The sequence below is a fragment of the Pseudomonas sp. Sample_14 genome (assembly GCF_004307515.1).
GTDB lineage: Bacteria > Pseudomonadota > Gammaproteobacteria > Pseudomonadales > Pseudomonadaceae > Aquipseudomonas > Aquipseudomonas atacamensis.
This window is the reverse complement of sequence record NZ_RCOC01000025.1, coordinates 18528-43116: the sequence shown is the minus strand read 5'-3', so window position 1 is coordinate 43116 and position 24589 is coordinate 18528. Positions and strand designations below refer to the sequence as shown.

Annotated in this window: 24 protein-coding genes and 1 other RNA gene; 7 read left to right on the top strand and 18 right to left on the bottom strand. The window is 61.2% G+C overall.

Annotated features, from left to right (window positions below; all coding sequences use genetic code 11):
• Nucleotides 1-102: 102 nt before the first annotated feature.
• The 10 genes from gcvP to D8U61_RS04950 all read right to left on the bottom strand — a co-directional run bounded on the left by gcvP (nt 103) and on the right by D8U61_RS04950 (nt 12775).
• Nucleotides 103-2976, bottom strand: coding sequence for an aminomethyl-transferring glycine dehydrogenase (gene gcvP, locus D8U61_RS04995; RefSeq protein WP_130926513.1), 2874 nt, complete (start codon nt 2974-2976; stop codon nt 103-105).
• 236 nt (nt 2977-3212) lie between these two features.
• On the bottom strand, nt 3213-3596 hold the full coding sequence (gcvH, locus tag D8U61_RS04990) for a glycine cleavage system protein GcvH (RefSeq protein WP_125916753.1): 384 nt from the start codon (nt 3594-3596) through the stop codon (nt 3213-3215).
• A gap of 47 nt (nt 3597-3643) precedes the next feature.
• On the bottom strand, nt 3644-4726 hold the full coding sequence (gene gcvT / locus D8U61_RS04985; RefSeq protein WP_130889093.1) for a glycine cleavage system aminomethyltransferase GcvT: 1083 nt from the start codon (nt 4724-4726) through the stop codon (nt 3644-3646).
• 155 nt (nt 4727-4881) lie between these two features.
• Nucleotides 4882-6498 carry an iron ABC transporter permease gene (locus D8U61_RS04980; protein WP_130926512.1) on the bottom strand — a complete coding sequence of 539 codons (1617 nt, stop codon included), beginning with the start codon at nt 6496-6498 and terminating at the stop codon, nt 4882-4884.
• A 243-nt stretch (nt 6499-6741) separates the two neighbouring features.
• Nucleotides 6742-7746 carry an extracellular solute-binding protein gene (locus D8U61_RS04975; RefSeq protein WP_130926511.1) on the bottom strand — a complete coding sequence of 335 codons (1005 nt, stop codon included), beginning with the start codon at nt 7744-7746 and terminating at the stop codon, nt 6742-6744.
• A 220-nt stretch (nt 7747-7966) separates the two neighbouring features.
• Nucleotides 7967-9184, bottom strand: coding sequence for a 2-octaprenyl-3-methyl-6-methoxy-1,4-benzoquinol hydroxylase (locus D8U61_RS04970; RefSeq protein WP_177433303.1), 1218 nt, complete (start codon nt 9182-9184; stop codon nt 7967-7969).
• Nucleotides 9185-9193: 9 nt separating this feature from the next.
• Complete coding sequence (locus tag D8U61_RS04965; RefSeq protein WP_122880324.1) at nt 9194-9679, bottom strand: DUF4442 domain-containing protein; 486 nt, start codon at nt 9677-9679, stop codon at nt 9194-9196.
• Complete coding sequence (gene ubiH / locus D8U61_RS04960; protein ID WP_095181278.1) at nt 9672-10859, bottom strand: 2-octaprenyl-6-methoxyphenyl hydroxylase; 1188 nt, start codon at nt 10857-10859, stop codon at nt 9672-9674. Before ubiH ends, D8U61_RS04965 begins: the two co-directional genes overlap by 8 nt.
• Entirely contained in the window at nt 10856-12190 is a 1335-nt protein-coding gene (gene pepP, locus D8U61_RS04955; protein WP_130901501.1) for a Xaa-Pro aminopeptidase, read from the bottom strand. Before pepP ends, ubiH begins: the two co-directional genes overlap by 4 nt.
• A 27-nt stretch (nt 12191-12217) precedes the next feature.
• A complete protein-coding gene (locus D8U61_RS04950; RefSeq protein ID WP_130926510.1) occupies nt 12218-12775 on the bottom strand; it encodes a YecA family protein in 558 nt (185 codons plus the stop codon).
• Nucleotides 12776-12900: 125 nt separating this feature from the next.
• Here D8U61_RS04950 and D8U61_RS04945 point away from each other — a divergent pair, with 125 nt between their 5' ends.
• The 4 genes from D8U61_RS04945 (at nt 12901) to D8U61_RS04930 (ending at nt 14319) form a co-directional block, all read left to right on the top strand.
• Nucleotides 12901-13110, top strand: coding sequence for a TIGR02449 family protein (locus D8U61_RS04945; RefSeq protein WP_007911197.1), 210 nt, complete (start codon nt 12901-12903; stop codon nt 13108-13110).
• Nucleotides 13107-13424, top strand: coding sequence for a cell division protein ZapA (locus D8U61_RS04940; protein ID WP_016772632.1), 318 nt, complete (start codon nt 13107-13109; stop codon nt 13422-13424). Before D8U61_RS04945 ends, D8U61_RS04940 begins: the two co-directional genes overlap by 4 nt.
• Nucleotides 13425-13454: 30 nt before the next feature.
• A non-coding RNA gene (ssrS, locus tag D8U61_RS04935) (6S RNA) lies at nt 13455-13633 on the top strand.
• Nucleotides 13634-13713: 80 nt separating this feature from the next.
• The gene (locus tag D8U61_RS04930) at nt 13714-14319 is read left to right on the top strand and encodes a 5-formyltetrahydrofolate cyclo-ligase (protein ID WP_125925392.1); all 606 of its coding nucleotides are present in this window, start codon (nt 13714-13716) and stop codon (nt 14317-14319) included.
• Between the two features lie 35 nt (nt 14320-14354).
• Here the strand turns inward: D8U61_RS04930 and D8U61_RS27755 are convergent, their stop codons facing one another.
• Entirely contained in the window at nt 14355-14510 is a 156-nt protein-coding gene (locus D8U61_RS27755) for a hypothetical protein (RefSeq protein WP_024014743.1), read from the bottom strand.
• A gap of 197 nt (nt 14511-14707) precedes the next feature.
• Here D8U61_RS27755 and D8U61_RS04925 point away from each other — a divergent pair, with 197 nt between their 5' ends.
• Nucleotides 14708-15160 carry an EVE domain-containing protein gene (locus D8U61_RS04925; RefSeq protein ID WP_125925391.1) on the top strand — a complete coding sequence of 151 codons (453 nt, stop codon included), beginning with the start codon at nt 14708-14710 and terminating at the stop codon, nt 15158-15160.
• Nucleotides 15161-15273: 113 nt separating this feature from the next.
• Here the strand turns inward: D8U61_RS04925 and D8U61_RS04920 are convergent, their stop codons facing one another.
• On the bottom strand, nt 15274-15681 hold the full coding sequence (locus D8U61_RS04920) for a flagellar basal body-associated protein FliL (RefSeq protein ID WP_056791694.1): 408 nt from the start codon (nt 15679-15681) through the stop codon (nt 15274-15276).
• Between the two features lie 150 nt (nt 15682-15831).
• Between D8U61_RS04920 and D8U61_RS04915 the strand changes: the two genes are divergently transcribed.
• Both D8U61_RS04915 and glpT read left to right on the top strand, forming a co-directional pair.
• Nucleotides 15832-16809, top strand: coding sequence for an NADPH:quinone oxidoreductase family protein (locus D8U61_RS04915; protein ID WP_130926509.1), 978 nt, complete (start codon nt 15832-15834; stop codon nt 16807-16809).
• 257 nt (nt 16810-17066) lie between these two features.
• On the top strand, nt 17067-18416 hold the full coding sequence (glpT, locus tag D8U61_RS04910; RefSeq protein WP_024014747.1) for a glycerol-3-phosphate transporter: 1350 nt from the start codon (nt 17067-17069) through the stop codon (nt 18414-18416).
• On the opposite strand, the gene D8U61_RS04905 is transcribed toward glpT, so the two are convergent.
• The 6 genes from D8U61_RS04905 to D8U61_RS04880 form a co-directional block, all read right to left on the bottom strand.
• A complete protein-coding gene (locus tag D8U61_RS04905) occupies nt 18392-19060 on the bottom strand; it encodes a gamma-glutamylcyclotransferase (RefSeq protein ID WP_125925390.1) in 669 nt (222 codons plus the stop codon). The genes glpT and D8U61_RS04905 overlap by 25 nt on opposite strands.
• Before the next feature lie 184 nt (nt 19061-19244).
• A complete protein-coding gene (locus D8U61_RS04900; RefSeq protein WP_101161513.1) occupies nt 19245-20213 on the bottom strand; it encodes a CDP-6-deoxy-delta-3,4-glucoseen reductase in 969 nt (322 codons plus the stop codon).
• Nucleotides 20213-21679 carry a 4-hydroxy-3-polyprenylbenzoate decarboxylase gene (gene ubiD / locus D8U61_RS04895; RefSeq protein WP_039757427.1) on the bottom strand — a complete coding sequence of 489 codons (1467 nt, stop codon included), beginning with the start codon at nt 21677-21679 and terminating at the stop codon, nt 20213-20215. Before ubiD ends, D8U61_RS04900 begins: the two co-directional genes overlap by 1 nt.
• Before the next feature lie 238 nt (nt 21680-21917).
• Nucleotides 21918-23177 carry a transcription termination factor Rho gene (gene rho / locus D8U61_RS04890; RefSeq protein ID WP_003229334.1) on the bottom strand — a complete coding sequence of 420 codons (1260 nt, stop codon included), beginning with the start codon at nt 23175-23177 and terminating at the stop codon, nt 21918-21920.
• Nucleotides 23178-23425: 248 nt separating this feature from the next.
• Nucleotides 23426-23755, bottom strand: coding sequence for a thioredoxin TrxA (gene trxA / locus D8U61_RS04885; protein ID WP_003206727.1), 330 nt, complete (start codon nt 23753-23755; stop codon nt 23426-23428).
• Between the two features lie 120 nt (nt 23756-23875).
• Nucleotides 23876-24583, bottom strand: a complete 708-nt coding sequence (locus D8U61_RS04880; RefSeq protein WP_073471078.1) for a FadR/GntR family transcriptional regulator — start codon at nt 24581-24583, stop codon at nt 23876-23878.
• Nucleotides 24584-24589 lie beyond the last annotated feature (6 nt).

Here is a 24589-nt window from a genome sequence, read left to right as displayed (position 1 = left end):
AGCCTGCTCGCGAAAGCGGTGAGCCAGTCACCGCAAATGCCGGCTGGACGATTGCTTTCGCGAGCAGGCTCGCTCCCACAGGGGCGGTGGTGGATTTAGAGATCAGCGGTAATCATCCACCGGCACACACGCGCAATACAGATTGCGATCGCCATAGACGTTATCCACCCGATTCACCGCCGGCCAATATTTGTGCAAGCGTGTGTGCGCATCCGGGGTGATGGCCTGTTCGATGCTGTAAGGCCGTTCCCAGATCCCAGTGACATCGGCCAAGGTATGCGGCGCACGTTTGAGCGGGTTGTCTTCGCCCGGCCAGTTGCCCTTCTGCACTTCATTGATCTCGGCGCGAATGCTCAGCATCGCCGCGATGAAGCGGTCGAGTTCTGCCTTGGATTCGCTCTCGGTCGGCTCGACCATCAACGTACCCGGTACCGGGAAGGACATGGTCGGCGCGTGGAAGCCGTAATCCATCAGCCGCTTGGCGACGTCTTCCTCGCTGATGCCGGTCTGCGCCTTCAGTCGGCGCAGATCAAGAATGCATTCATGGGCCACGCGGCCATTGCGCCCGGTGTAGAGCACAGGAAACGCGCCGGATAAATGCTGCGCCAGATAATTCGCCGCCAGAATCGCCACCTCGCTGGCGTCCGCCAGTTGCGGCCCCATCATGGCGATGTACATCCAACTGATCGGCAAAATGCTCGCACTGCCCCACGGCGCTGCGCTGACTGCGCCGTTCTGCGCCAGCGGCCCGTCAATCGGCACCACCGGATGGTTGGCGACAAACGGCGCCAGATGCGCGCGAACCCCGATCGGGCCCATGCCCGGCCCGCCGCCGCCATGGGGAATGCAGAAGGTCTTGTGCAGGTTCATGTGCGACACGTCGGCGCCGATGTCCGCTGGTCTGGCCAGGCCGACCTGGGCATTGAGATTGGCGCCATCCATATACACCTGGCCGCCGTGCTGGTGGATCACTGCGCAGATTTCGCTGATGCCTTCCTCGTAAACCCCGTGGGTCGACGGATAGGTTGCCATCAGGCACGACAACTTATTCCCCGCCTCGGCGGCTTTCAGCTGCAAATCATCCAGATCAACGTTGCCCGCCTCATCGCATTCGACAATCACCACACGCATCCCGGCCATCTGCGCCGAGGCCGGGTTGGTGCCGTGGGCCGACGACGGAATCAGGCAGATATCCCGCGCGCCCTCCCCCCGGCTCTCGTGATATTTACGGATCGCCAGGAGCCCGGCGTATTCGCCCTGGGCGCCGGAGTTGGGCTGCATGCAGATCGCATCGAAACCGGTAATCGCGCAGAGCCAACGCTCAAGCTCCTCGATCATCAGCGTGTAACCGACAGCCTGCTCCCTCGGCACGAACGGGTGCAGATCGGCGAACTGCGGCCAGGTGATCGGGATCATCTCGCTGGTGGCGTTGAGTTTCATCGTGCACGAGCCCAGCGGGATCATCGATTGGTTGAGCGCCAGATCCTTGTTTTCGAGCTGTTTGAGGTAACGCAGCATCTCGGTTTCGCTGTGGTGAGCGTTGAACACCGGATGTTGCAGGTACGGCGTACTGCGCTGGAGTTCGTCGGGAATTCCCGAGGCGATGTCCTGCGCATCAAGCGCATCCACGCTCAGGCCGTGATCGGCGCCGAGCAGCACATCGAACAGCTTCGCCACGGTGTGTTCATCACAGGTCTCGTCCAGACTCAGACCGACGCGGCCACGACCAAGAATACGCAGGTTGATCTGCGCTGCCTGAGCACTTTCGATGATCGCCGTTTGCGCACCGCCGACCTCCAGCGTCAGCGTGTCGAAGAACTGCCTGTTGAGCCGTTTGATGCCGTTGCGCTCGAGTCCCGCCGCGAGGATGCAGGTCAGACGATGCACGCGCTGGGCGATACGCTTCAAACCCTCGGGGCCGTGATACACCGCATAACAACTGGCGATATTGGCCAGCAGCACCTGCGCGGTGCAGATGTTCGAATTGGCTTTCTCGCGGCGGATGTGTTGCTCGCGGGTTTGCAGGGCCATGCGCAGCGCGACGTTGCCGCGAGCATCTTTCGACACACCGATGATCCGCCCCGGAATCGCCCGTTTGTATTCCTCGCGGCTGGCGAAGAACGCCGCGTGCGGGCCGCCATAACCCATCGGCACACCGAAACGCTGGGACGAACCGAACACCACATCGGCACCCAACTCACCCGGCGGCGTCAGCACCAGCAGGCTGAGCAAATCGGTGGCGACGCAGGCCAGGGCCTGTTGTGCGTGCAGGTGGTTGATCAAGGGTTTGAGATCGCGGATTTCGCCGTGGGTGTCGGGGTATTGCAGCAGCGCGCCGAACACCTCGTGCTGCGCCAGGTTATCCACCGCGTCGACGATCAGCTCGAAGCCGAAACCTTCGGCGCGGGTCTGTACCACGGAGAGAGTTTGCGGATGGCAATTTTCATCCACAAAAAACAGATTGCTCTTCGACTTCGCCACGCGCTTGGCCAAAGCCATGGCTTCGGCCGCTGCGGTAGCCTCATCGAGCAGCGAGGCGTTGGCCAGTTCCAGGCCGGTGAGGTCGATCGTCAGTTGCTGAAAATTGAGCAACGCTTCGAGCCGGCCCTGGGCGATCTCTGGTTGATATGGGGTGTACGCGGTGTACCAACCGGGATTTTCCAGCACGTTGCGCAAGATGACGGTCGGCGTGACAGTGCCGTGATAGCCCATGCCGATCAGGCTGGTGAACAGCTGATTCTGCTCGGCATAACCGCGCAGTTTCGCCAGCGCAGTCTGTTCGTCGAGTGCCGGCGGCAGATCCAGTGCGCGATTGAAGCGAATGCCCGGCGGCACGGTCTGCTCGATCAGCTCGGCGCGACTGCCCAGGCCGAGGCTGTCGAGCATCGCCTGCTGCTCGGCGGCATCCGGGCCGAGGTGGCGGCGCAGAAAGGCTTCGGGATCGCGTAACTGGCTCAGGGACGGCGACTGGGACATGACGGGCTCTCCTGGCTGGCGCTTGGCGTCAATCGACACGGTCAAACCAGCATAGCAGGCGAATTTTCAAGATCACGCCGCCCCTGTGGGAGCGAGCCTGCTCGCGAAAGCGGTGTTTCAGAAACCTTGGCATTGACTGATATGGCGCTTTCGCGAGCAGGCTCACTCCCACAAAGGGATATTCGTCTCCCATAAAAAAGCCCCGACGAATCGGGGCTTTGGGGCGCGCCGGCAAGTTACTCGCCGATGGCAGCCTTGTAAGCCGCCGCATCCAGCAGCTTGTCCAGCTCGGCCTTGTCGCTTGGCTTGAGCTTGAAGATCCACGCGCCGTACGGGTCGGAGTTCAGCAGTTCGGGCGAGCCGCTCAGGTCTTCGTTGATCGCGATGACCTCACCGCTGACCGGGGCGTAGATGTCGGAGGCGGCTTTCACCGACTCGACCACGCCGGATTGATCACCGGCGGCGAACACCTTGCCGACTTCGGTCAGCTCGACGAACACCACGTCGCCCAGCGCTTCCTGCGCGTGATCGCTGATGCCCACAGTGACGGTGCCGTCGGCTTCCAAACGCGCCCATTCATGACTTTCGGCAAATCGCAGTTCGGCAGGGATATCGCTCATCTTCGGTTCCTCGGAAATTGGTCAGCGGTCATGCCCGCCAGAAAAGGTTAGATCAAGGTTTTGCCATGGCGCACGAAGGTCGGTTTGACCACTCGCACCGGATACCACTTGCCACGGATTTCCACTTCGGCGCGGTCGGCGGTTGCCATCGGAACACGCGCCAGGGCAATCGATTTGCTCAGCGTAGGAGAGAAACTACCACTGGTGATCTCCCCTTCGCCAACATCGGCGATGCGAACCACCTGGTGAGCACGCAAAACCCCGCGTTCTTCCAGTACCAGACCGACCAGTTTGTGCGCCACACCGGCGGCTTTTTCCGCCTCCAGCGCCGCGCGGCCGATGAACTGCCGCGAGGCCGGCTCCCAGGCGATGCTCCAGGCCATGTTCGAGGCCAGCGGTGAAACGTCCTGATGAATGTCCTGACCGTACAGGTTCATCCCAGCCTCGACCCGCAAGGTGTCACGGGCACCGAGGCCAATCGGCGAAATGCCGGCGCCGACGAGGTCGTTGAAGAAACCCGGCGCCTGATTCGCGGGCAGGCAGATTTCCAGGCCATCCTCACCGGTGTAACCGGTACGCGCGATGAACCAGTCGCCGTCGATGGCGCCTTCGAAAGGTTTGAGTTGCTGGATCAGCGTGGCACGGGACTGGGTGACCAGTTCGGCAATCTTGTGCCGGGCCTGCGGGCCCTGGATGGCGAGCATCGCCAGCTCGGCGCGCTCGTGCAGTTGCACGTCGTAGGCGCCGAGCTGGGCGTTCATCCAGGCCAGATCCTGATCGCGGGTCGAGGCGTTGAACACCAGCCGGTACGCGTCGTCGAGGCGATAGACGATCATGTCGTCGACGATGCCACCGCGCTCATTGAGCATGGTGCTGTACAACGCCCGGCCGGGGCGGTGCAGACGTTCGACGTCGTTGGCCAGCAAATGCTGGAGCCAGGCTTTGGCCTGGGCGCCGTTGACATCGATCACGGTCATATGGGAAACATCGAACACCCCGCAATCGCGGCGCACTTCGTGGTGCTCCTCGACCTGCGAGCCGTAATGCAGTGGCATGTCCCAACCGCCAAAATCGACCATCTTCGCGCCGAGCGCGAGGTGCAGGTCATACAGAGGCGTACGCTGTCCCATGGGTTTCTCCTTCCGGGCGTGGCGAGGGTGCGGACCGCCGCTATACGGCTGAAAGCCTTGATGAATAAGGCTTTCAGCCGATTCCAGCGCACGGGTCTGTCAGACGAACCGCACCGAATGCCGCGCATTGTAGCCGCATGATGTAGGACTGACGACTAAGTGTTTCGGTGCGCCGAACGTCGAATCAATCCGATCACCGGCACCAACCCGACCAGCACCAGCGTCAATGCCGGCAATGAGGCGCGCGCCCATTCGCCTTCGCTGGTCATTTCGAAGATGCGCACCGCCAGCGTGTCCCAGCCAAACGGGCGCATCAGCAGGGTCGCGGGCATTTCCTTGAGCACATCGACGAACACCAGCAACGCGGCGCTCAAGGTGCCGGGCAGCAACAGCGGCAGATACACTTTGAAAAACAGTCGCGGCCCACTGACACCCAGGCTACGTGCCGCTTCGGGCAAAGATGGCCGTATACGCGCCAGACTGCTTTCCAGCGGCCCATACGCCACGGCAATGAAGCGCACCAGATACGCCATCAGCAACGCCGCGAGGCTGCCGAGCAGCAACGGTTTGCCGGCACCACCGAGCCAGGCGGAGAGCGGAATCACCAGTTCACGATCCAGATAACTGAAGGCAAGCATGATCGACACCGCCAGCACCGAACCGGGCAAGGCGTAGCCGAGATTGGCCAGACCTACGCCGGAGTTGATGGCTGGGGTCGGCGCCAGGCGCCGGGCAAACGCCAGCAACAGCGCAACGCTGACGGTGATAAGCGCCGCCATCGCGCCCAAGTACAGCGTGTGCAGAATCAGTCCGGCGTAGCGCTCATCCAAATCGAAGCGTCCACGCTGCCAGAACCACACGATCAGTTGCAGCACCGGGATAACGAAGGCGCAGGCGAATACCAATGCACACCAGCCCGTCGCCGCGAAGGCCTTGATTCCCCGCAGGTGATACAGCGCTTTCACCCGTGGCCGCTCGTTGCTGGCCCGATTCGCCCCGCGTGCCCGGCGCTCGCCGTACAGCACCAGCATCACTACCAGCAGCAACAGACTGGCCAGTTGCGCAGCGCTAGGCAGGCTGAAGAAGCCGTACCAGGTTTTGTAGATGGCCGTGGTGAAGGTGTCGAAGTTGAACACTGAGACCGCACCAAAATCGGCGAGGGTTTCCATCAGCGCCAGCGCCACGCCCGCGCCGATCGCCGGACGCGCCATCGGCAGCGCAACCCGCCAGAACGCCTGCCAAGGCGACTGCCCGAGCACCCGCGCCGCTTCCATCAGGCCTTTGCCCTGAGCCAGGAATGCGGTGCGCGCCAGCAGATAAACGTAGGGATAAAACACCAGCACCAGCACCACGATCACCCCGCCGGTGGAACGCACTCGCGGCAGGCGCAGACCCGTGCCGAACCATTCGCGCAGCAGGGTTTGCACGGGGCCGGCGAAATCGAGCAGGCCGACGAAAACGAACGCCAGTACATACGCTGGAATGGCGAAGGGCAGCATCAGCGCCCAGTCGAGCCAGCGCCGACCGGGGAATTCACAGAGACTGGTCAGCCACGCCAGGCTGACACCCAGCAGGGTCACGCCGACACCGACGCCGAGGATCAGCGTCAGGGTATTGCCGAGCAGTCGCGGCATCTGGGTTTGCCACAGATGCGACCAGATCTGCTGATCGATGGTCTGCCACGACAGCAGCATCACGCTCAGCGGCAACAACACCAGCGCGGCGATGGCGAAGACGATGGGGTACCAGCGGCGTTGGGCGGGGTGGGCCACTTTTGGGTCTCTGGAGGGATTGGGGTGTTCTTGGATTGCGTATTTCAGGTTGGGATTGCTGCCCTCACCCTAGCCCTCTCCCGGAGGGAGAGGGAACTGACCGAGGTGCTCATGCAAACTACATCGACCTGAGATATTGAGTCGCTCAAGTTTCGAAAGCAACACAAGTTGGCTCCCTCTCCCTCCGGGAGAGGGCTGGGGTGAGGGAGCGATCTTGAAAGATCAACAGTTACACGAAACGCCTCAGTTCCACCCCGCCCGATCCATCATCCGGATCGCCTCGGCCTGACGCTTGCCCGCCACTTCAACCGGCAAGGTATCGGCGACAAACTTGCCCCACGCCGCCACTTCTTCCGAGGGTGCCACCGCCGGGTTGGCCGGGAATTCCTGGTTCACGTCGGCAAAAATCTTCTGTGCCTCAGGCGTGGTCATCCATTCGACCAAAGCCTTGGCCGCTTCCGGGTGCGGTGCATGTTTGGTCAGGCCGATGCCCGACAGGTTCACATGCACACCACGATCAGCCTGGTTCGGCCAGAACAGCTTCACCGGCAATTCAGGCTTCTGCTTATGCAGGCGACCGTAGTAGTAGGTGTTGACGATGCCAACGTCGCACTGCCCGGCGTTGATCGCTTCCAGCACTGCAACGTCATCGGAGAACACGTCAGTGGACAGGTTGTTGACCCAGCCCTTGAGGATTTTCTCGGTCTTCTCGGCGCCGTGGACTTCGATCATGGTTGCAGTCAGCGACTGGTTGTAGACCTTCTTCGCCGTGCGCAGGCACAGGCGGCCTTCCCAATTCTTGTCGGCCAGCGCTTCGTAAGTGGTCAGTTCGCCCGGCTTCACCCGCTCGGTGGAATAGGCGATGGTCCGCGCGCGCAGGCTCAGGCCGGTCCAGGCGTGGGTGGACGAGCGATATTGCAGGGGGATGTTGGCGTCGATGGTTTTCGAAGTGAACGGCTGGAGGATGCCCATCTGCTCGGCCTGCCACAGGTTGCCGGCATCGACGGTGAGCAGCAGATCGGCGGTGGCGTTTTCACCTTCGGCCTTGATGCGCTGCATCAGCGGCGCTTCCTTGTCGGTGATGAACTTGATCTTCACCCCGGTCTTGGCGGTGTAGGCATCGAATACCGGTTTGATCAGCTCATCGATACGCGACGAGTAAACCACCACCTCATCGGCGGCCTGGGCAGTGGTGCTGCCGATCAGGGTCAAGGCCAGTGCGGTCAGAAGACGCTTGGATGCCAACATGGGAGTGGTCTCACGGTCGGGAAATGTGGGCCAAATGATAAGGACTCACATTTACCACCACAATCGAACACTGGGGGAAGGCGTTACCAGATGTTGCACGACTCAAAACTGCGGTAAGTGGGCGGACGCTTTCGCGAGCAGGTTCGCTCCCACATTGGAATGCATCTCAACTGTGGGAGCGAGCCTGCTCGCGAAGGGGCCATCAGCCTCAATGAGGAGGTCAGGGCTTTGCCAGAGCTGGAAGATCCCCGGTCAACCCCAGCGCCTCGCGCACAAACAACGCCTTCGCCTCGGGCATCTGCTCGACCAGCTTCAACCCGGCATTGCGCAACCAGCGCAGCGGCAGCGGGTCGGCCTGGAACAACCGCTCGAAGCCTTCCATCGCCGCCATCAGCGCCAAATTGTGCGGCATACGCCGACGCTCGTAGCGGCTCAGCACCTTCACGTCTGCCAGTCGCTCACCGCGCTCATGCGCTTGCAGCAACACTTCCGCCAGCACCGCTGCATCGAGGAAACCAAGGTTCACACCCTGCCCGGCCAAGGGGTGAATGGTGTGCGCCGCATCACCGATCAAGACCAGGCCCTCAGCGACGTAGCGCTTGGCGTGACGCTGACGCAACGGCACGCACAGACGCGGGTCGGCGCTGATGACTTCACCGAGGCGTCCCTCGAAGGCTCGCTCCAGCTCAGCGCAAAACGCAGTCTCTTCCAGCGCCATCAAGCGCTCGGCTTCAGCCGGTGTGGTCGACCAGACGATCGAGCACCAGTCCTGCTGACCGTCACGCTCCAGTGGCAAAAACGCCAGCGGCCCGTGATCGGTAAAGCGCTGCCAGGCGGTTTTGCGGTGCGGCTGGCTGCAGCGCACGCTGGTGACGATGGCGTGATGCAGATAATCCCACTCGCGGGTCGCCACGCCGGTCAGACGGCGCACCGCTGAATTGGCGCCGTCCGCCGCGATCACCAGCGGCGCGCGCAAGGTGCGGCCATCGGCCAGGGTCAGCAGCCAGTCATCGCCGGAACGACGCATCTGCTCCAGCCGTGCATTGGCCAGCATGCCGAGGTCGCAATCATGCAAACGCTCGAGCAGCGCATCCTGGACCACGCGGTTTTCGACGATGTGGCCGAGCACATCGGCATGTACGCTGCTCGCCGAGAAATGAATCTGCCCGGTGCCGCTGCCGTCCCAGACGTGCATGTCGGTGTACGGGCTGCTGCGCCGCTGGGCGATGCCGTCCCAGACGCCAAGGCGCTCGAGAATGCGCTGGCTCGCCGCCGACAATGCGCTGACGCGCGGTTCGAACGCCGCCTCGGCATCGAACGGCTTCACGCTCAACGGGCTGCCGTCGAGCAACAGCACTTCCAGCCCACTGTCCTGTAGCGCCAGCGCCAGGGCGCTGCCGACCATTCCGGCTCCGACAATCAGCAGATCTGCGCGCATTTCCATGCTTTAGGCCTGTCTCGCTTGCGGCTTGAGCCGCACGTAAAGGGTTTTACCGACCCGCGCCACAAGGTTGCCGGCGCCGTCATGAATGTCGACCTGCAACTGCGGCAGGTATTTATCGCCGTTGGCGGTCTGCCGGCGGATCTCGTCGAGCAGGGTCTGGTCGATGTTGAACCGGGCGAACACCGGGCCTTTGCCCGGCGCAATGAAATCGATGTCGGCGGCCTTGTCCCAGACGATGTACTTCGGACCGAGGTTTTCCATGAGCATCAACATGAAGAACGGGTCGACCATCGAATACAGACTGCCGCCAAACTGGGTGCCGACATAGTTGCGGTTGTACCAGCCCAACCCCATGGACACCTGCACATCGCGAAAGTCGTCACTGATGTGCCGAACGCGCACTCCGGCGCCGAGATACGGCGGGTAGAAGGTCATTACCCAGCGCATCAATCGTGCCTTGCCGAATTTTTTGCTCAGCCACTCAAGCATCCGGACGGGTTCCCAGGCCCATCGCCTGCCGGGCGAACCAGCGTTTGGCTGGCGGCAGCAGGTCGAGGCCGAGCAGGCCGAGATTGCGCCCCAGCGACACCAGCGGCTGGGTGCTGCCGAACAGGCGCGTGACCTGATCGGAGAAGCCCACCGTCAGGTCCTGATCGAGGCGCTGCCGTTCGCGATAGGCCTGCAACGTGGCGAAGTCGCCCAGCGGCTTATCACTCGCAAGCAGCGCGGCAGCCAAGGCATCGGCGTCACGCAGCGACAGGTTGAAGCCCTGGCCGGCGATCGGGTGCAGGCTGTGTGCGGCGTTGCCAAGTACGGCCAGATGCGAGCGCACCTGTTCTTCAGCTTCGATCAGTGACAGCGGATAAAGATGCCGTGCGCCGACCTGTTTCAAAGTGCCGAGGCGGTAACCGAACACGCCTTGCAGCTCGCTGAGAAAATCACGCTCGCTCAATTCAGTCAGACGCTGCGCGTCCATGCCCAGACGGGTCCAGACCAGCGCGCAGCGATTGTCCGGCAGCGGCAGCAGGGCCATTGGGCCTTCGTCGGTAAAGCGCTCGAAGGCCATGCCGTTGTGCGCTTCACTCGGGGTGATGTTGGCGATCAGTGCGCTCTGGTTGTACGGGCGCTTGCGCACGTTGATGCCCAACTGTTCGCGCAACCCGGAGCGGCCGCCATCGGCGAGTACCGCGAGATCGCATTCCAGTGTGGTTTCGTCGTTGAGGGTCAGGCGGTAGCCATCGGCCAACGGTTCCATGCGCGTGACTTCCGCCGGGCAGCGCCACGTGATCACGTCTTTATCGAGGTGTTGCCACAGGCACTGGCCGAGCCAGGCGTTTTCCACCACGTAACCGAGCGCTGGCACACCCTCTTCCATCGCCGACAAGCGCGCGGTGGAGAAGCGGCCACGGTCGGAGACGTGAATCTGTTTGATCGGCTCGGCGCGGCGGGAAATTTCCTGCCACACGCCCAGGCGCTGATAAATCTGCCGCGAGCCGAACGAAAGGGCTGAGGAGCGGGCGTCGTAGCTCGGTTGCCAGCTGTCGCCGGGGGCGAACGGTTCGATCAGGACGATCTTCCAGCCCTGCGCCTTGGCCCCGGCCTGCAACGCCAACGCCAGACTGGCGCCGACCAGACCGCCACCGATGATTGCCAGATTGACTCGACTCATGCTGCGTGTGTCCTTGCTTGTGCCATCAGCGCTTCGATCTCGGCGACGGTTTTTGGCACGCCGCTGGTGAGGATTTCACAACCGGATCGGGTCACGACCACGTCATCCTCGATACGCACGCCAATACCGCGCCATTTCTTCGCCACGTTCTGATTGTCCGCCGCGATGTAGATGCCAGGCTCCACGGTCAGCGCCATGCCGACCTCCAGCACACGCCATTCGCCGCCGACCTTGTACTCGCCAACGTCATGCACATCCATGCCCAGCCAGTGGCCGGCGCGGTGCATATAAAAAGCCTTGTAGGCTTCGCTTGCGATCAACTCGTCAACCTCGCCCTGCAACAAGCCAAGCTTGACCAGACCTGCGGTGATCACCCGCACCGTGGCTTCGTGCGCCTGGTTCCAGTGCTTGTTGGGGGCGATCTCGGCGAACGCCGCTTCCTGCGAAGCCAGCACCAACTCGTAGATCGCCTTCTGCTCCGGCGAAAACTTGCCGTTGACCGGCCACGTGCGGGTGATGTCGCTGGCGTAGCAGTCGATCTCGCAACCGGCGTCAATCAACACCAGATCGCCGTCCCTGAGCAGCGCGTCATTCTGCTGGTAATGCAGGATGCAGCTGTTGCGCCCGGCGGCGACGATCGAACCGTAGGCCGGCATCTTCGCCCCGCCCTTGCGGAATTCGTAATCCAGTTCGGCTTCGAGGCTGTATTCATACAGCCCCGGACGACTGGCCTGCATCGCGCGGATATGCGCCTGCGCCGAAATCCGCGCGGCTTCGCGCATCACCTTCACTTCTGCCGCCGATTTATACAGGCGCATGTCGTGCAGCAGATGATCCAGGGCAACGAATTCATTCGGCGGTTGCGCGCCGAGGTGTGCCTTGGAGCGGATCACGTTGATCCAGTCCATCAGGTGCCGATCAAATTCGGGGTTGCTGCCCATCGCCGAATACACCCGGTCGCGGCCTTCGATCAGGCCCGGGAGGATGTCGTCGATGTCGGTAATCGGAAAAGCATCGTCGGCGCCATATTCGCGAATCGCGCCTTCCTGCCCGGCACGCAGGCCATCCCACAATTCGCGCTCGGCGTTGCGTTCACGGCAGAACAGGATGTACTCACCGTGCTCGCGACCGGGCATCAGGACGATGACGGCTTGTGGCTCGGGAAAACCGCTGAGGTACTGGAAGTCGCTGTCCTGGCGGTAGACATGCTCAACGTCGCGGTTGCGGATGGCCACCGCGGCGGCGGGCAGGATCGCGATGCTGTTGGGTTCCATCTGCGCCATCAGGGCCTTGCGGCGACGGCTGTATTCCGCTTTGGGGATGTGGGTCATGGGCAGATGGCTTTCCCTGGCACGCGATTAATGCAGCGACGGCTTGGCGGCTGGCGGCACATCGGCTTTTTTGGTTTCCGAGAACAGCAGCAACGGCGCGACGCGCAGGTATTCCATGACTTCCATGTAGTCGGATTCGCCGTCTTCGGATTCTTCCAGCGCGTCCTGCACCTGAGCGATGGCGGCCAGATCCCGCAGCACTTCGTTGGCTTCCTCACCCAGTGCATAAGCACGGCGGGTCAGACCGAAACCGCTGAGGAAGCCCTGGCACCACTCGCCCAGTGCGGCGGCGCGCTCGGCCAGCGGTGCATCGTCGGTCGGCAGCAGCAGCACGACGGTGATGTCGGCGCCGGTCAGCTCGCCTTTGACCATCTCCTGCAGGCCGATCAGGGCGTTGCGGACGTTGTCCTGGATATCGCCTTCGAGCAGTTCGGCGGCGTCGATCAACCAGCCTTCGTGATCGAAGCCGGCCCCGGCGCAACTGCGCCCGAGCAGCACGCCGTGCAGTTCGGCAGGCGAGACGTTGTGGCCGCTGGCAGTCAGCAGGGTGGCAAAGGCTTGGTACGGGGAATTCGCAATGGTCATGGGCAGCTAGGCGCCAGACGGCGCTATGTCTAGAATGAAGGCCTTGTATCCTACATCGACAGCCCCGCCAAGACCATTAAAGGCTGTCCGCCAGTTACCACCCATCAGACGAACACGTGGACCCAATGGAAGACACCGACCTGCAAGCGCTGATGGCCAGACTCGAACTGCTGATTGGCCGAGTCGAGCAACTTAAGAGTCAAAACGCACTCTTACTAGCTCAGGAAAAAACCTGGCGCGAGGAACGCGCTCACCTCATTGAAAAAAACGAAATCGCCCGGCGTAAGGTCGAATCGATGATTTCGCGCCTCAAGGCCCTGGAGCAAGACTCATGAGTTCAAGCAATAGCGTTACCGTGCAGATCCTCGACAAAGAGTATTCGATCATCTGCCCGCCGGAAGAACGCAGCAATCTGGTCAGTGCCGCCCGCTACCTGGATGGCAAGATGCGCGAGATCCGCAGCAGCGGCAAAGTCATCGGCGCCGATCGCATTGCCGTGATGGCCGCGCTGAACATCACCCACGACCTGTTGCACAAAGAAGAGCGCCCGGACATCCAGGCCAGCGGTTCGACCCGCGAACAGGTACGCGACTTGCTCGATCGTGTCGATCTGGTTCTGGCCGACGATCAGAACACCGCCAAGGGCTGATTCGACTGACAGCTTGAGGTATACTCGCGGCACTCCCTGGGGTGCTTGCCAGTTGACGATGTCCCGGAGCCGATTCGCACTACCCTGGAAGTTGCACGTTGGGCTGGTGTGCATGTCCGCTAGACGGAAAGCCTTAAAGTCTACTGCTTCTTCCACCTTGAACTTTCGGGTTCAAGGGCTGAGTTGACAGCGGTTCATCCGGGGAGCCTGATTCGAATCCGATGTCGGTGTATGCCGACATCGGATTTTTTATGCGTACGTTTTTGCATCCACCTGCCGAAGCCGAACCATGACCGAACCCGCGCTGCTGCCCCGCCCGCAACTCCGCCGCCTGCTGCGCAAGGCGCGCCGCGCACTGACGCCGGGCGAACAACGCCGGGCTGCCAAAGGCCTGTTCCGGCAATTGGCGCAAGACCCGCACTTTCGCCGGGCGAAACATATCTCTCTGTATTTGCCCACCGACGGTGAAATCGATCCGCGCCTGCTCCTGCGCGAAGCCCAGCGTCGCGGCAAGGCGACTTATCTGCCGGTACTCAGCGCGTGGCCACGAACGAAAATGGTCTTCCAGCGCATCCGCCCCGGCGAAAAGCTCACGCCCAATCGTTTCCGCATCCTCGAGCCCCGGGCCAATCTGGCTCGGCAACGCAAGGTCTGGACGCTGGATCTGGTGCTGTTGCCGCTGGTGGGGTTTGACGATGTCGGCGGACGCTTGGGCATGGGCGGCGGGTTTTATGATCGCAGCCTCGCCTATCTGGCCCGGCGCAAGAACTGGCGCAAGCCGACGCTGCTGGGCCTGGCCCATGAGTGTCAGAAAGTCGAGCGTCTGGCGCAGGCGAGCTGGGATGTGCCGTTACAAGGCACGGTCACCGACAAGGCGTGGTATTTCGCAGAGTAGACGCCGCATGGAACAGCGGCGTCGAAGAGACAGGTTCAGCGTTTGAAAGCGGTCGACTGTTGCACCTGTTGCGCCACTTCAATCGGCGCGTCGGTCTTGTTCGCCCACAGGCTCTGCGCGTAACCGGTGGTTACCACGCCCAGGCCAAACAAAATTACCAAAGTCCATAGCAAATCCGGTTTGCGTTTCATCGATTGCCCCCCTCAAGGCACATCATCACGATGACAGCAGCGGTTTCCGTTCGTAGGCCGTGCAGCAGCGTCAAGCTTTAAAGGCCGGCATTTTGCGGCAACGTGAACCTGTGCGCAAACGCTGACGTCAACCGACTGTCGGTTTGTCATAAAATTGCCCGACAACCTGCCCAATGACCGCTTCAGGAGCACACCACATGGCCTATTGGCTGATGAAATCAGAGCCCGACGAACTCTCAATCAAGGGTCTGGAAAAGCTCGGCAAGGCGCGCTGGGACGGGGTTCGCAACTATCAGGCACGCAACTTCCTGCGGGCGATGGCGGTCGGTGACGAGTTCTTTTTCTACCATTCCAGCTGCCCCGAGCCGGGGATTGCCGGGATTGGCAAAATTATCCAAGCAGCGTATCCCGATCCGACGGCGCTGGAGCCAGACAGTCACTACTTCGATCCGAAAGCTACGCCGGAGAAAAATGCCTGGAGCGCGATCGATGTCGAGCATGTCGAGACGTTCGAGCGGGTGTTGAAGCTGGATTATTTGAAGCAGCAGACGGCGCTGGCGGAGCTGCCGCTGGTGCAGAAGGGCTCGCGGTTGTCGGTGATGCCGGTTACACCAGAACAGTGGACGGCGGTTATCGGGCTCAAACCCTGATTCATTTATGCCGGATAAATAGCTTTCGCGAGCAGGCTCGCTCCCACAGGAACATGCAGTCCAATGTGGGAGCGAGCCTGCTCGCGAAGAGGCCAGCCCGGACAGCGAATGACTTACTGAATGATCAGGTTGTTGAACAACAGATCCTCAACAACAGGCTTGCCGGTCTCGTCATTCATGACCTGCTGGGTCTGCTTCAACGCTTCCTGACGCAGCTTTTCCTTGCCCTCGATGCTGCCCATCGCCTCGGTCGACTGCTGAGTGAACAACGCCACCAGCTGATTGCGGATCAGCGGCTCGTTGGCCTTGACCAGTTTGGTCGCCTCTTCGCCAGTTACGCGCAGGGCCACATCGGCCTTGTAGACCTTGAGCTTGGCGGTGCCGTCGAGGCCATAGTTGCCGACGAACGGCGGGCTCAGGGTGATGTAATTGACCTTCGGCGCCTCGCCTTCTTTGGCTTCTTCGGCCAGTGCTGCCACAGGCAGAGACAGGGCCAGCAACAACATGATCCACGCTTTCACAATTCGCTCCTTATCCGGTTTGCGGCCTAGCATAACGACCCGCCGCGCAAGCACAAGCTTATGGCTGACTATCAGGGCCGGGCATGCTCGTTGACCCGTTGATTCACACACCTACACTTATCGGCCATCACTCCCAAAGGAATAGCCCTGATGAAAGCCGTGCTGTGCAAAGCCTTCGGCCCTGCCGAATCGCTGGTGCTGGAAGACGTCGCCAGCCCTGTCGCCAAGAAGAATGAAATCCTGCTGGACGTGCACGCTGCCGGAGTCAATTTCCCCGACACGCTGATCATCGAGGGCAAATACCAGTTCAAACCGCCCTTCCCGTTTTCGCCAGGCGGTGAAGCGGCGGGCGTGGTGCGCGAAGCCGGGGAAAAGGTCAGCCATCTGAAAGTCGGCGACCGGGTCATGGCGCTGACCGGTTGGGGCAGTTTTGCCGAGCAGGTGGCGGTGCCGGGCTACAACGTCCTGCCGATTCCGCCGTCGATGGATTTCAACGTCGCCGCTGCATTCAGCATGACCTATGGCACGTCGATGCATGCGCTCAAACAACGCGCCAACCTGCAACCGGGCGAAACCCTGCTGGTGCTCGGCGCGTCGGGCGGCGTCGGCCTCGCCGCGGTGGAGATCGGCAAAGCCATGGGCGCCCGCGTGATCGCCGCCGCCAGCAGTGCCGAGAAACTCGCGGTGGCCAAGGCTGCCGGCGCCGATGAACTGATCAACTACAGCGAAGCCAGCCTCAAGGAAGAGATCAAACGCCTCACCGACGGCCAGGGCGCCGACGTGATCTACGACCCGGTCGGCGGCGACCTGTTCGACCAGGCCATCCGCGCCATCGCCTGGAACGGCCGCCTGCTGGTGGTCGGCTTCGCCAGCGGACGCATCCCCGAACTGCCGGTCAACCTCGCCCTGCTCAAAGGCGCGGCGGTGCTCGGCGTGTTCTGGGGCTCCTTTGCCCAGCGCCAACCCCAGGACAACGCAGCAAACTTCCAGCAGCTGTTCGCCTGGTTTGCCGAGGGCAAGCTGAAACCTCTGGTATCGCAGGTGTATCCGCTGAGCAATACCGCGCAGGCGATCGATGATCTCGGCCAGCGCAAGGCTGTGGGCAAGGTTGTCGTTCAGGTTCGTTAACAACATGGAGCGATCCGGAGCAACCATCCGGATCGCTTTACCGTTGAGGTCTGCCTCTTCCATACGTCAAACCGCAGAAACCCACCCGAGCCACCATCCCCTCAGCGCCGCCTTCTTATCTCAGAGCGACATGTTCATAAAGGAACGCTCATCTGCCCAAATTTCCGCTGTTTTGCCGACGTGAAGCGATGCTATTTTCGGTAACGAAACTGTAACATTCGCATCCGCAGTCAAAACAAGAAAACTGGAGCTCTTGAATGTTTGCTTTCTTTCGTCCTGCCGCACATCAGGCTCCATTGCCTGAAGAAAAAATAGACAGCACCTACCGCCGCCTGCGCTGGCAGATCTTCGCCGGTATCTTTATCGGCTACGCCGGTTACTACCTGCTGCGCAAGAACTTCTCCCTGGCCATGCCGTACCTGATCGACGAAGGCTATAGCCGTGGCGACCTCGGCTTGGCGATGTCGGCGATCGCCATTGCGTATGGTTTGTCGAAGTTCCTCATGGGCCTGGTGTCCGACCGTTCCAACCCGCGCTTCTTCCTGCCGTTCGGTCTGCTGGTCTCGGCCGGGGTGATGTTCATTTTCGGTTTCGCGCCGTGGGCAACGTCCAGCGTGACGATGATGTTCATTCTCCTGTTCATCAACGGCTGGGCGCAGGGCATGGGCTGGCCGCCGAGCGGGCGGACCATGGTGCACTGGTGGTCGCAGAAGGAACGCGGCGGCGTGGTCTCGGTGTGGAACGTAGCGCATAACGTCGGCGGCGGTCTGATCGGCCCGCTGTTCCTGATCGGCATGGGCCTGTTCAATGACTGGCACGCGGCGTTCTACGTCCCGGCAGCGGTCGCGCTGGGCGTGGCGGTATTCGCCTTCATCACCATGCGTGACACCCCGCAATCAGTCGGCCTGCCGCCGATCGAGCAGTACAAGAACGATTACCCGGAAGGCTACGACGCCAGCCACGAAGACGAATTCAGCGCCAAGGAAATCTTCGTCAAATACGTGCTGCGCAACAAAATGCTCTGGTACATCGCTCTGGCCAACGTCTTCGTCTACTTGCTGCGCTACGGCGTGCTGGACTGGGCGCCGACGTACCTGAAGGAAGCCAAGGGCTTCACCGTGGATAAGACCTCGTGGGCCTATTTCTTCTACGAGTGGGCAGGCATCCCGGGCACGCTGCTGTGCGGCTGGATGTCGGACAAGATCTTCCGTGGCAACCGTGGCCTGACCGGCATGGTGTTCATGGCCCTGGTGACTGTCGCGACCCTGGTTTACTGGCTGAATCCGGCCGGCAACCCGATGGTCGACATGATCGCCCTGCTGTCGATCGGCTTCCTGATCTACGGTCCGGTGATGCTGATCGGCCTGCAAGCGCTGGAACTGGCGCCGAAGAAAGCCGCCGGTACCGCAGCGGGCTTCACCGGTCTGTTCGGTTATCTGGGGGGTTCGGTCGCGGCCAGTGCGGCGATGGGCTACACCGTTGACCACTTCGGCTGGGATGGCGGTTTCGTCCTGCTGGTCGGCGCTTGCCTGCTGGCGATGGCCTTCCTTGCGCCAACGCTGTGGCACAAGCAAGTCGCCAGTCAGAGCCGTGAAGCGGTCGCCTGATCGCTGTGTGATTTACAGCGCTTGAGCCGCGCCTCCAGATTGCGGTCTGGCATGGCGTGGCTGCGCAGGGCGTGCGCGGTCTGCTCGACATAATCGCGAGTGGTGCCGTAACGCCCGCTGGCGTTGGCGAACACCTGGCTGAGCACATGATCCGGCAAGTTGCCGGCATAGCTCGGCAGGTGACGCTCCAGAACGAATCCCAAGGCCTGCACCTGAGTGCCATCTTCGAGCCGGCAATTGAGCCAGTGCGGGCGATACGAGGGAAACGGCATCTCGCGTTTCCACAGCGCATACAGCGCGGTATCGAGATTGTCTTCCGGCAAGCGGTAGGCAAAGCCACTGCATGAACCGCCACGATCCAGACCGAACACCAGACCGGGCATTTCCGGGGTGCCCCGATGCTCGTGGGACCACAGGTACAAGCCACGATGGTAGCCATGCACGCGACCGCGCATGCGCTCAACTGCCGTGCATTCCGGCCGCCAGATCAGCGAGCCATACGCGAACAGCCACACCGGCCCGCCCTTGTGGCGTGCCATGGTCGATTGCATGGAAGCGAGAAGTTGTTCGTGCGTCAGCTGCGGCCCAAGATCGAGCCGCGGAGGGTAAGCCAGGTTCAGAATTGCGTTTTCAATGGCGCTCATGGCGAATAGCGTTCAGCTCCCCGCGGGTGAAGAATTACTTAATAGAACGCACCGCTGTAACAATAAGGCACATATGTTTTAAGGCAAATTAAGTGCCACTGATTAATTGCCTGATTCATATATAACCTAGCGATATTTACTGTTTAAGGTAAATACCGATCGGCTATATACCAAGTTATAAGTCTCAGGAGCGCGGCGCATAGGCGAAGACGTCGGCGCGCATCTGATGCGCATCCATCCCCGCCTCGACCAGCGCGTCCAGCGTGCCATAGACCATCGCCGGCGAACCGCTGGCATAGACGTGCAGCGGCTTCAGATCGGGGAAATCCTCGCAAACCGCCTCGTGCAACATCCCGCAGCGCCCTTCCCAGCCGCACTGGTCGCTGACCACTTTGTGCAGGAACAGATTGGGCAGCTTCAGCCATTCGTCCCAGTGCTCGATCTGATAGAAATCTTCCGGGCGGCGTACGCCCCAATACAGATGCACTGGATGTTTGAAGCCTTCGGCTCGGCAATGTTCGATCAGACTGTGAATCTGGCCCATGCCGGTGCCGGCGGCGATCAACACCAGAGGACCGTCGGGTAGCTCCGCAAGATGTGTGTCGCCAAAGGGCAGCTCGACACGCACCATCGGGTTGCGTTGCAGCTGCTCGATCAGGCTCAACGCACTGGTTTCGCGCGCCAGCACATGGATTTCCAGATCACGCCCGCCGTGGGGTGCCGAGGCCATGGAGAACGCGGATTTCTCACCGCTCTCGCGCTCGATCATCAAATATTGCCCAGCGTGATAGCGCGGCGGCTTGCCCGCCGGTGCACGCAGACGCACGCGCCAGGTGTCGCCGCCGACCTCGCGGCACTCGATGACCTGACACGACAGGCTACGCACCGGCAGCTCACCCAGTGCGAGCACGCCATCCCACAACAGCACGCAGTCTTCCAGCGGTGCGGCGATGCAGGTGTAGAACTCGCCATGATCGTGGACTTTGCCGGCCTGTTCGACGCGGCCTTCGACCAGCAGCGCTGCACACACGTGGCAATTGCCGTTGCGGCAGCTTTGCGGGCAGTCATAGCCCAGGCGCCGCGCACCGTCGAGAATCCGCTCACCGGGCTGTATCTCGAGCACTGCTCCGGAAGGCTGCAGGGTTACACGCATCAATCTATTCCTAACTGATTCCAGATGGCATCGATCCGTTGGGTGACGGCGTCGTCCTTGACGATCACGCGGCCCCATTCGCGGGTGGTTTCGCCCGGCCACTTGTGGGTGGCATCCAGGCCCATTTTCGAGCCCAGGCCGGAAATCGGCGAAGCGAAGTCGAGGTAGTCGATCGGCGTGTTGTCGATCATCACCGTGTCGCGCTTGGGGTCCATGCGCGTGGTGATGGCCCAGATCACGTCGTTCCAGTCGCGGGCGTTGATATCGTCGTCAGTGACGATAACGAACTTGGTGTACATGAACTGTCGCAAAAACGACCAGACGCCGAGCATCACGCGCTTGGCATGCCCCGGATACGACTTCTTCATCGTCACCACGGCCATGCGGTACGAGCAGCCTTCCGGCGGCAGGTAGAAGTCGGTGATCTCCGGGAATTGCTTCTGCAGGATCGGCACGAACACTTCGTTCAGCGCCACGCCGAGAATCGCCGGCTCATCCGGCGGGCGGCCGGTGTAAGTGCTGTGATAGATCGGCTTGATCCGGTGGGTGATGCGCTCGACGGTGAACACCGGGAAGCTGTCGACTTCGTTGTAGTAACCGGTGTGGTCGCCATACGGGCCTTCGTCGGCCATTTCGCCGGGATGAATCACGCCTTCAAGGATGATTTCGGCGGTGGCCGGCACTTGCAGATCGTTGCCACGGCACTTGACCAGCTCGGTGCGGTTACCGCGCAAGAGCCCTGCAAAAGCATATTCGGAGAGGCTGTCCGGTACCGGCGTCACGGCACCGAGAATCGTTGCCGGATCGGCGCCAAGGGCTACGGACACCGGGAAAGGCTGACCCGGATGCTTCTCGCACCACTCGCGGAAGTCGAGAGCACCGCCACGATGGCTGAGCCAGCGCATGATCACCTTGTTGCGGCCAATCACTTGCTGGCGGTAGATACCGAGGTTCTGGCGTTCCTTGTTCGGGCCTTTGGTGACCGTCAGTCCCCAAGTGATCAGTGGGCCGACGTCGCCGGGCCAGCAGGTCTGCACCGGCAACATCGCCAGATCGACGTCGTCGCCTTCGATGACCACTTCCTGACACACCGCGTCTTTGACCACTTTCGGCGCCATCGAAATGATCTTGCGGAAGATCGGCAGTTTCGACCAGGCGTCCTTCAAGCCCTTCGGCGGCTCCGGCTCCTTGAGAAAGGCCAGCAGCTTGCCGATTTCGCGCAGTTCGCTGACCGACTCGGCGCCCATGCCCATGGCCACGCGCTCGGGGGTGCCGAACAGGTTGCCGAGCACCGGAATGTCGTAACCGGTGGGCTTCTCGAACAACAATGCCGGGCCTTTGGCCCGCAGCGTGCGGTCGCACACCTCAGTCATCTCCAGCACCGGCGAGACGGGAATCTGGATGCGTTTCAACTCTCCGCGCTGCTCAAGCTGCTGCACGAAATCCCGAAGATCCTTGAATTTCATTGACGATGGCACCCTCAAAATAGGCGTACATCCTACCTGCTCTGAGGAGCAAACAGCAGCCCGTCATTGCTCGATTGTGGCCCCCGCGCTGCGGCGAAGGCGCAGGCCTCGAACTCGGGAGTACGCTGCCGACGCCGCAAAATCGGCCCATCAACAGATATCCGTGATGGGCGCGAGATTTTTCGGGGCAAAAAAAACGCCCCCTTGCGGGAGCGTCCTTTGTTGAAACGCCAGCGTATTACTTGCGTTTCATCGACAAGAAGAACTCGTCGTTGGTCTTGGTCGTCTTCAGCTTGTCGACCAGGAACTCGATCGCGGCGACTTCGTCCATCGGGTGCAGCAGCTTGCGCAGAATCCACATGCGCTGCAGTTCGTCGTCGGCGGTCAGCAACTCTTCGCGGCGGGTGCCGGAGCGGTTGATGTTGATGGCCGGGAACACACGCTTCTCGGCGATCTTGCGATCCAGAGGCAGTTCCATGTTGCCGGTACCCTTGAACTCTTCGTAGATCACTTCGTCCATCTTCGAGCCGGTTTCAACCAGCGCGGTGGCGATAATGGTCAGCGAGCCGCCTTCTTCGATGTTACGCGCGGCACCGAAGAAGCGTTTTGGCTTCTCGAGGGCGTGGGCATCGACACCACCGGTCAATACCTTGCCGGAGCTCGGGATCACGGTGTTGTAGGCACGGGCCAGACGAGTGATGGAGTCGAGCAGGATCACCACGTCTTTCTTGTGTTCGACCAGGCGCTTGGCCTTCTCGATCACCATTTCAGCAACCTGCACGTGACGGGTCGGCGGCTCGTCGAAGGTCGAGGCAACCACTTCGCCGCGCACGGTGCGCTGCATTTCGGTCACTTCTTCCGGACGCTCGTCGATCAACAGCACGATCAGGTGAACTTCAGGATTGTTACGGGCGATGTTCGCTGCGATGTTCTGCAGCATGATCGTTTTACCGGCTTTCGGCGGTGCGACGATCAGACCGCGCTGGCCTTTGCCGATCGGTGCACACAGGTCGATCACGCGACCGGTCAAATCTTCGGTGGAACCGTTACCGGCTTCCATCTTCATGCGCACGGTCGGGAACAGCGGCGTCAGGTTCTCGAAGAGAATCTTGTTTTTCGCGTTCTCCGGACGATCGAAGTTGATCGTGTCGACCTTGAGCAGGGCGAAATACCGCTCGCCTTCCTTCGGAGGGCGGATCTTGCCAACGATGGTGTCACCGGTGCGCAAGTTGAAGCGGCGGATCTGGCTCGGCGAGACGTAGATGTCATCAGGGCCGGCGAGGTAGGAAGCGTCTGCGGAGCGCAGGAAGCCGAAGCCGTCCTGGAGAATCTCCAGCACGCCATCACCGGAGATTTCCTCGCCGCTTTTCGCGTGCTTTTTCAGCAGGGAGAAAATCACGTCCTGCTTGCGCGAACGGGCCATATTTTCTATGCCCATCTGTTCGGCCAATTCGAGCAGTTCGGTAATCGGCTTTTGCTTGAGTTCAGTCAGATTCATATAGGAATGACGTAATCATTTATGGAGGGGGGGAAATTAAGCTTTTGGCTTAATGAGGCCGCGCCGCGGAGAAGGCGACAGGATCGCGAACTAATTCGAAAAGGAGTGCGTCGGCGACGGCTAGCAGGGGGCATTGGAGAAACCAGTGCGGGGCCGAATGTACCACCTGAGTTTCGGAGCGTCTAGCCCTGAATACGCAAAAAGCCCCGCGATTTGCGGGGCTTTTTTTCAGCGTTTTACTGCGACGCTCAGATGTTGGCGTCGAGGAACGCCGCCAGCTGCGACTTCGACAGTGCGCCGACCTTGGTCGCTTCAACGTTGCCGTTCTTGAACAGCATCAGCGTCGGGATACCACGCACGCCATGCTTGGCCGGGGTTTCCTGGTTTTCGTCGATGTTCAGTTTGGCAACGGTCAGCTTGCCTTTGTAAGTCTCGGCAATCTCGTCCAGAACCGGTGCGATCATTTTGCAAGGGCCGCACCATTCAGCCCAGTAGTCGACCAGGACAGCGCCTTCGGCCTTGAGTACGTCGGCTTCGAAGCTAGCGTCGCTAACGTGTTTGATCAGATCGCTGCTCATGGAATTCTCCAGGTTGTAAGCAAAAAAACGTGGCCCATCATAGCCGCCCTTCCCTTGTTCAGGAAGCCGCAGATGATTGAGTGTTGCTATGGCCCTTGATGAGTTTGGGTATAGCTCAAGTCACGCCGTGGCGGGAGCGATGAAGGCGATTCCGGTACGCAGCGCGGCGTTGCGCACATGTTCCTGCATGGCTTTTTGCGCTGCTCCCGACGCACGGCGGGCCAGGGCACGGAGGATCTTGCGGTGTTCCTGCCAGGTTTCCATGGCGCGCTCGGCGCGGATGAACGGCAGTTTCTGGCTCTCGAGAAAGATCTCGGCGCTGGCGGTGAGAATGCTCAGCATCGCCTGATTACCGCTGGCAAGAAGGATGCGCCGGTGGAATTCGAAGTCGAGTTTCGCCGCTGCCTCAAAGTCGCCGAGCTTCAATTGCTCGCGCATGGCCGCAACGTTGTCTTCCAGCGCATCCAGATCGAACGTGCTCAACGTCACTGCCGCCAAACCTGCTGCAAACCCTTCGAGCGCATAGCGCAATTGAAAGATATCCAGCGGCGATGCCTGCGCCGCAAACGACCAGCCTGGCGCGTTGTCGCCGCGCGACAATTCGACCGGCGACTGCACGAACACGCCCTTGCCCGGCTGAATGCTGACCACGCCCAGTGCACTGAGCGACGACAGCGCTTCACGCAACGATGCCCGACTGACGCCCAGTTGCAGCGCCAGATCCCGTTGCGAAGGCAACGCGTCGCCGGCACCGAAGCCCTGTTCGGTGATCAGTTTGCGGATCGCTTGCAGCGCCACTTCGGGTACGGCGCGGGAGATCGAATTCATGATGTG

Excerpts from the sequence above, each read along its gene's own strand:
- D8U61_RS27755 (WP_024014743.1), bottom strand. The coding sequence starts at position 14,510 with ATGAAACGCAAACCGGATTTGCTATGGACTTTGGTAATTTTGTTTGGC.
- ubiD (WP_039757427.1), bottom strand. The coding sequence starts at position 21,679 with ATGAAATTCAAGGATCTTCGGGATTTCGTGCAGCAGCTTGAGCAGCGC.
- pepP (WP_130901501.1), bottom strand. The coding sequence starts at position 12,190 with ATGACCCACATCCCCAAAGCGGAATACAGCCGTCGCCGCAAGGCCCTG.
- trxA (WP_003206727.1), bottom strand. The coding sequence starts at position 23,755 with ATGAGCAGCGATCTGATCAAACACGTTAGCGACGCTAGCTTCGAAGCC.
- D8U61_RS04915 (WP_130926509.1), top strand. The coding sequence starts at position 15,832 with ATGAAAGCCGTGCTGTGCAAAGCCTTCGGCCCTGCCGAATCGCTGGTG.
- D8U61_RS04940 (WP_016772632.1), top strand. The coding sequence starts at position 13,107 with ATGAGTTCAAGCAATAGCGTTACCGTGCAGATCCTCGACAAAGAGTAT.
- D8U61_RS04900 (WP_101161513.1), bottom strand. The coding sequence starts at position 20,213 with ATGCGTGTAACCCTGCAGCCTTCCGGAGCAGTGCTCGAGATACAGCCC.
- D8U61_RS04880 (WP_073471078.1), bottom strand. The coding sequence starts at position 24,583 with ATGAATTCGATCTCCCGCGCCGTACCCGAAGTGGCGCTGCAAGCGATC.
- glpT (WP_024014747.1), top strand. The coding sequence starts at position 17,067 with ATGTTTGCTTTCTTTCGTCCTGCCGCACATCAGGCTCCATTGCCTGAA.
- gcvH (WP_125916753.1), bottom strand. The coding sequence starts at position 3,596 with ATGAGCGATATCCCTGCCGAACTGCGATTTGCCGAAAGTCATGAATGG.
- D8U61_RS04930 (WP_125925392.1), top strand. The coding sequence starts at position 13,714 with ATGACCGAACCCGCGCTGCTGCCCCGCCCGCAACTCCGCCGCCTGCTG.
- D8U61_RS04905 (WP_125925390.1), bottom strand. The coding sequence starts at position 19,060 with ATGAGCGCCATTGAAAACGCAATTCTGAACCTGGCTTACCCTCCGCGG.
- gcvT (WP_130889093.1), bottom strand. The coding sequence starts at position 4,726 with ATGGGACAGCGTACGCCTCTGTATGACCTGCACCTCGCGCTCGGCGCG.
- D8U61_RS04975 (WP_130926511.1), bottom strand. The coding sequence starts at position 7,746 with ATGTTGGCATCCAAGCGTCTTCTGACCGCACTGGCCTTGACCCTGATC.
- ubiH (WP_095181278.1), bottom strand. The coding sequence starts at position 10,859 with ATGAGTCGAGTCAATCTGGCAATCATCGGTGGCGGTCTGGTCGGCGCC.
- D8U61_RS04970 (WP_177433303.1), bottom strand. The coding sequence starts at position 9,184 with ATGCGCGCAGATCTGCTGATTGTCGGAGCCGGAATGGTCGGCAGCGCC.
- gcvP (WP_130926513.1), bottom strand. The coding sequence starts at position 2,976 with ATGTCCCAGTCGCCGTCCCTGAGCCAGTTACGCGATCCCGAAGCCTTT.
- D8U61_RS04945 (WP_007911197.1), top strand. The coding sequence starts at position 12,901 with ATGGAAGACACCGACCTGCAAGCGCTGATGGCCAGACTCGAACTGCTG.
- D8U61_RS04925 (WP_125925391.1), top strand. The coding sequence starts at position 14,708 with ATGGCCTATTGGCTGATGAAATCAGAGCCCGACGAACTCTCAATCAAG.
- D8U61_RS04950 (WP_130926510.1), bottom strand. The coding sequence starts at position 12,775 with ATGACCATTGCGAATTCCCCGTACCAAGCCTTTGCCACCCTGCTGACT.
- rho (WP_003229334.1), bottom strand. The coding sequence starts at position 23,177 with ATGAATCTGACTGAACTCAAGCAAAAGCCGATTACCGAACTGCTCGAA.
- D8U61_RS04965 (WP_122880324.1), bottom strand. The coding sequence starts at position 9,679 with ATGCTTGAGTGGCTGAGCAAAAAATTCGGCAAGGCACGATTGATGCGC.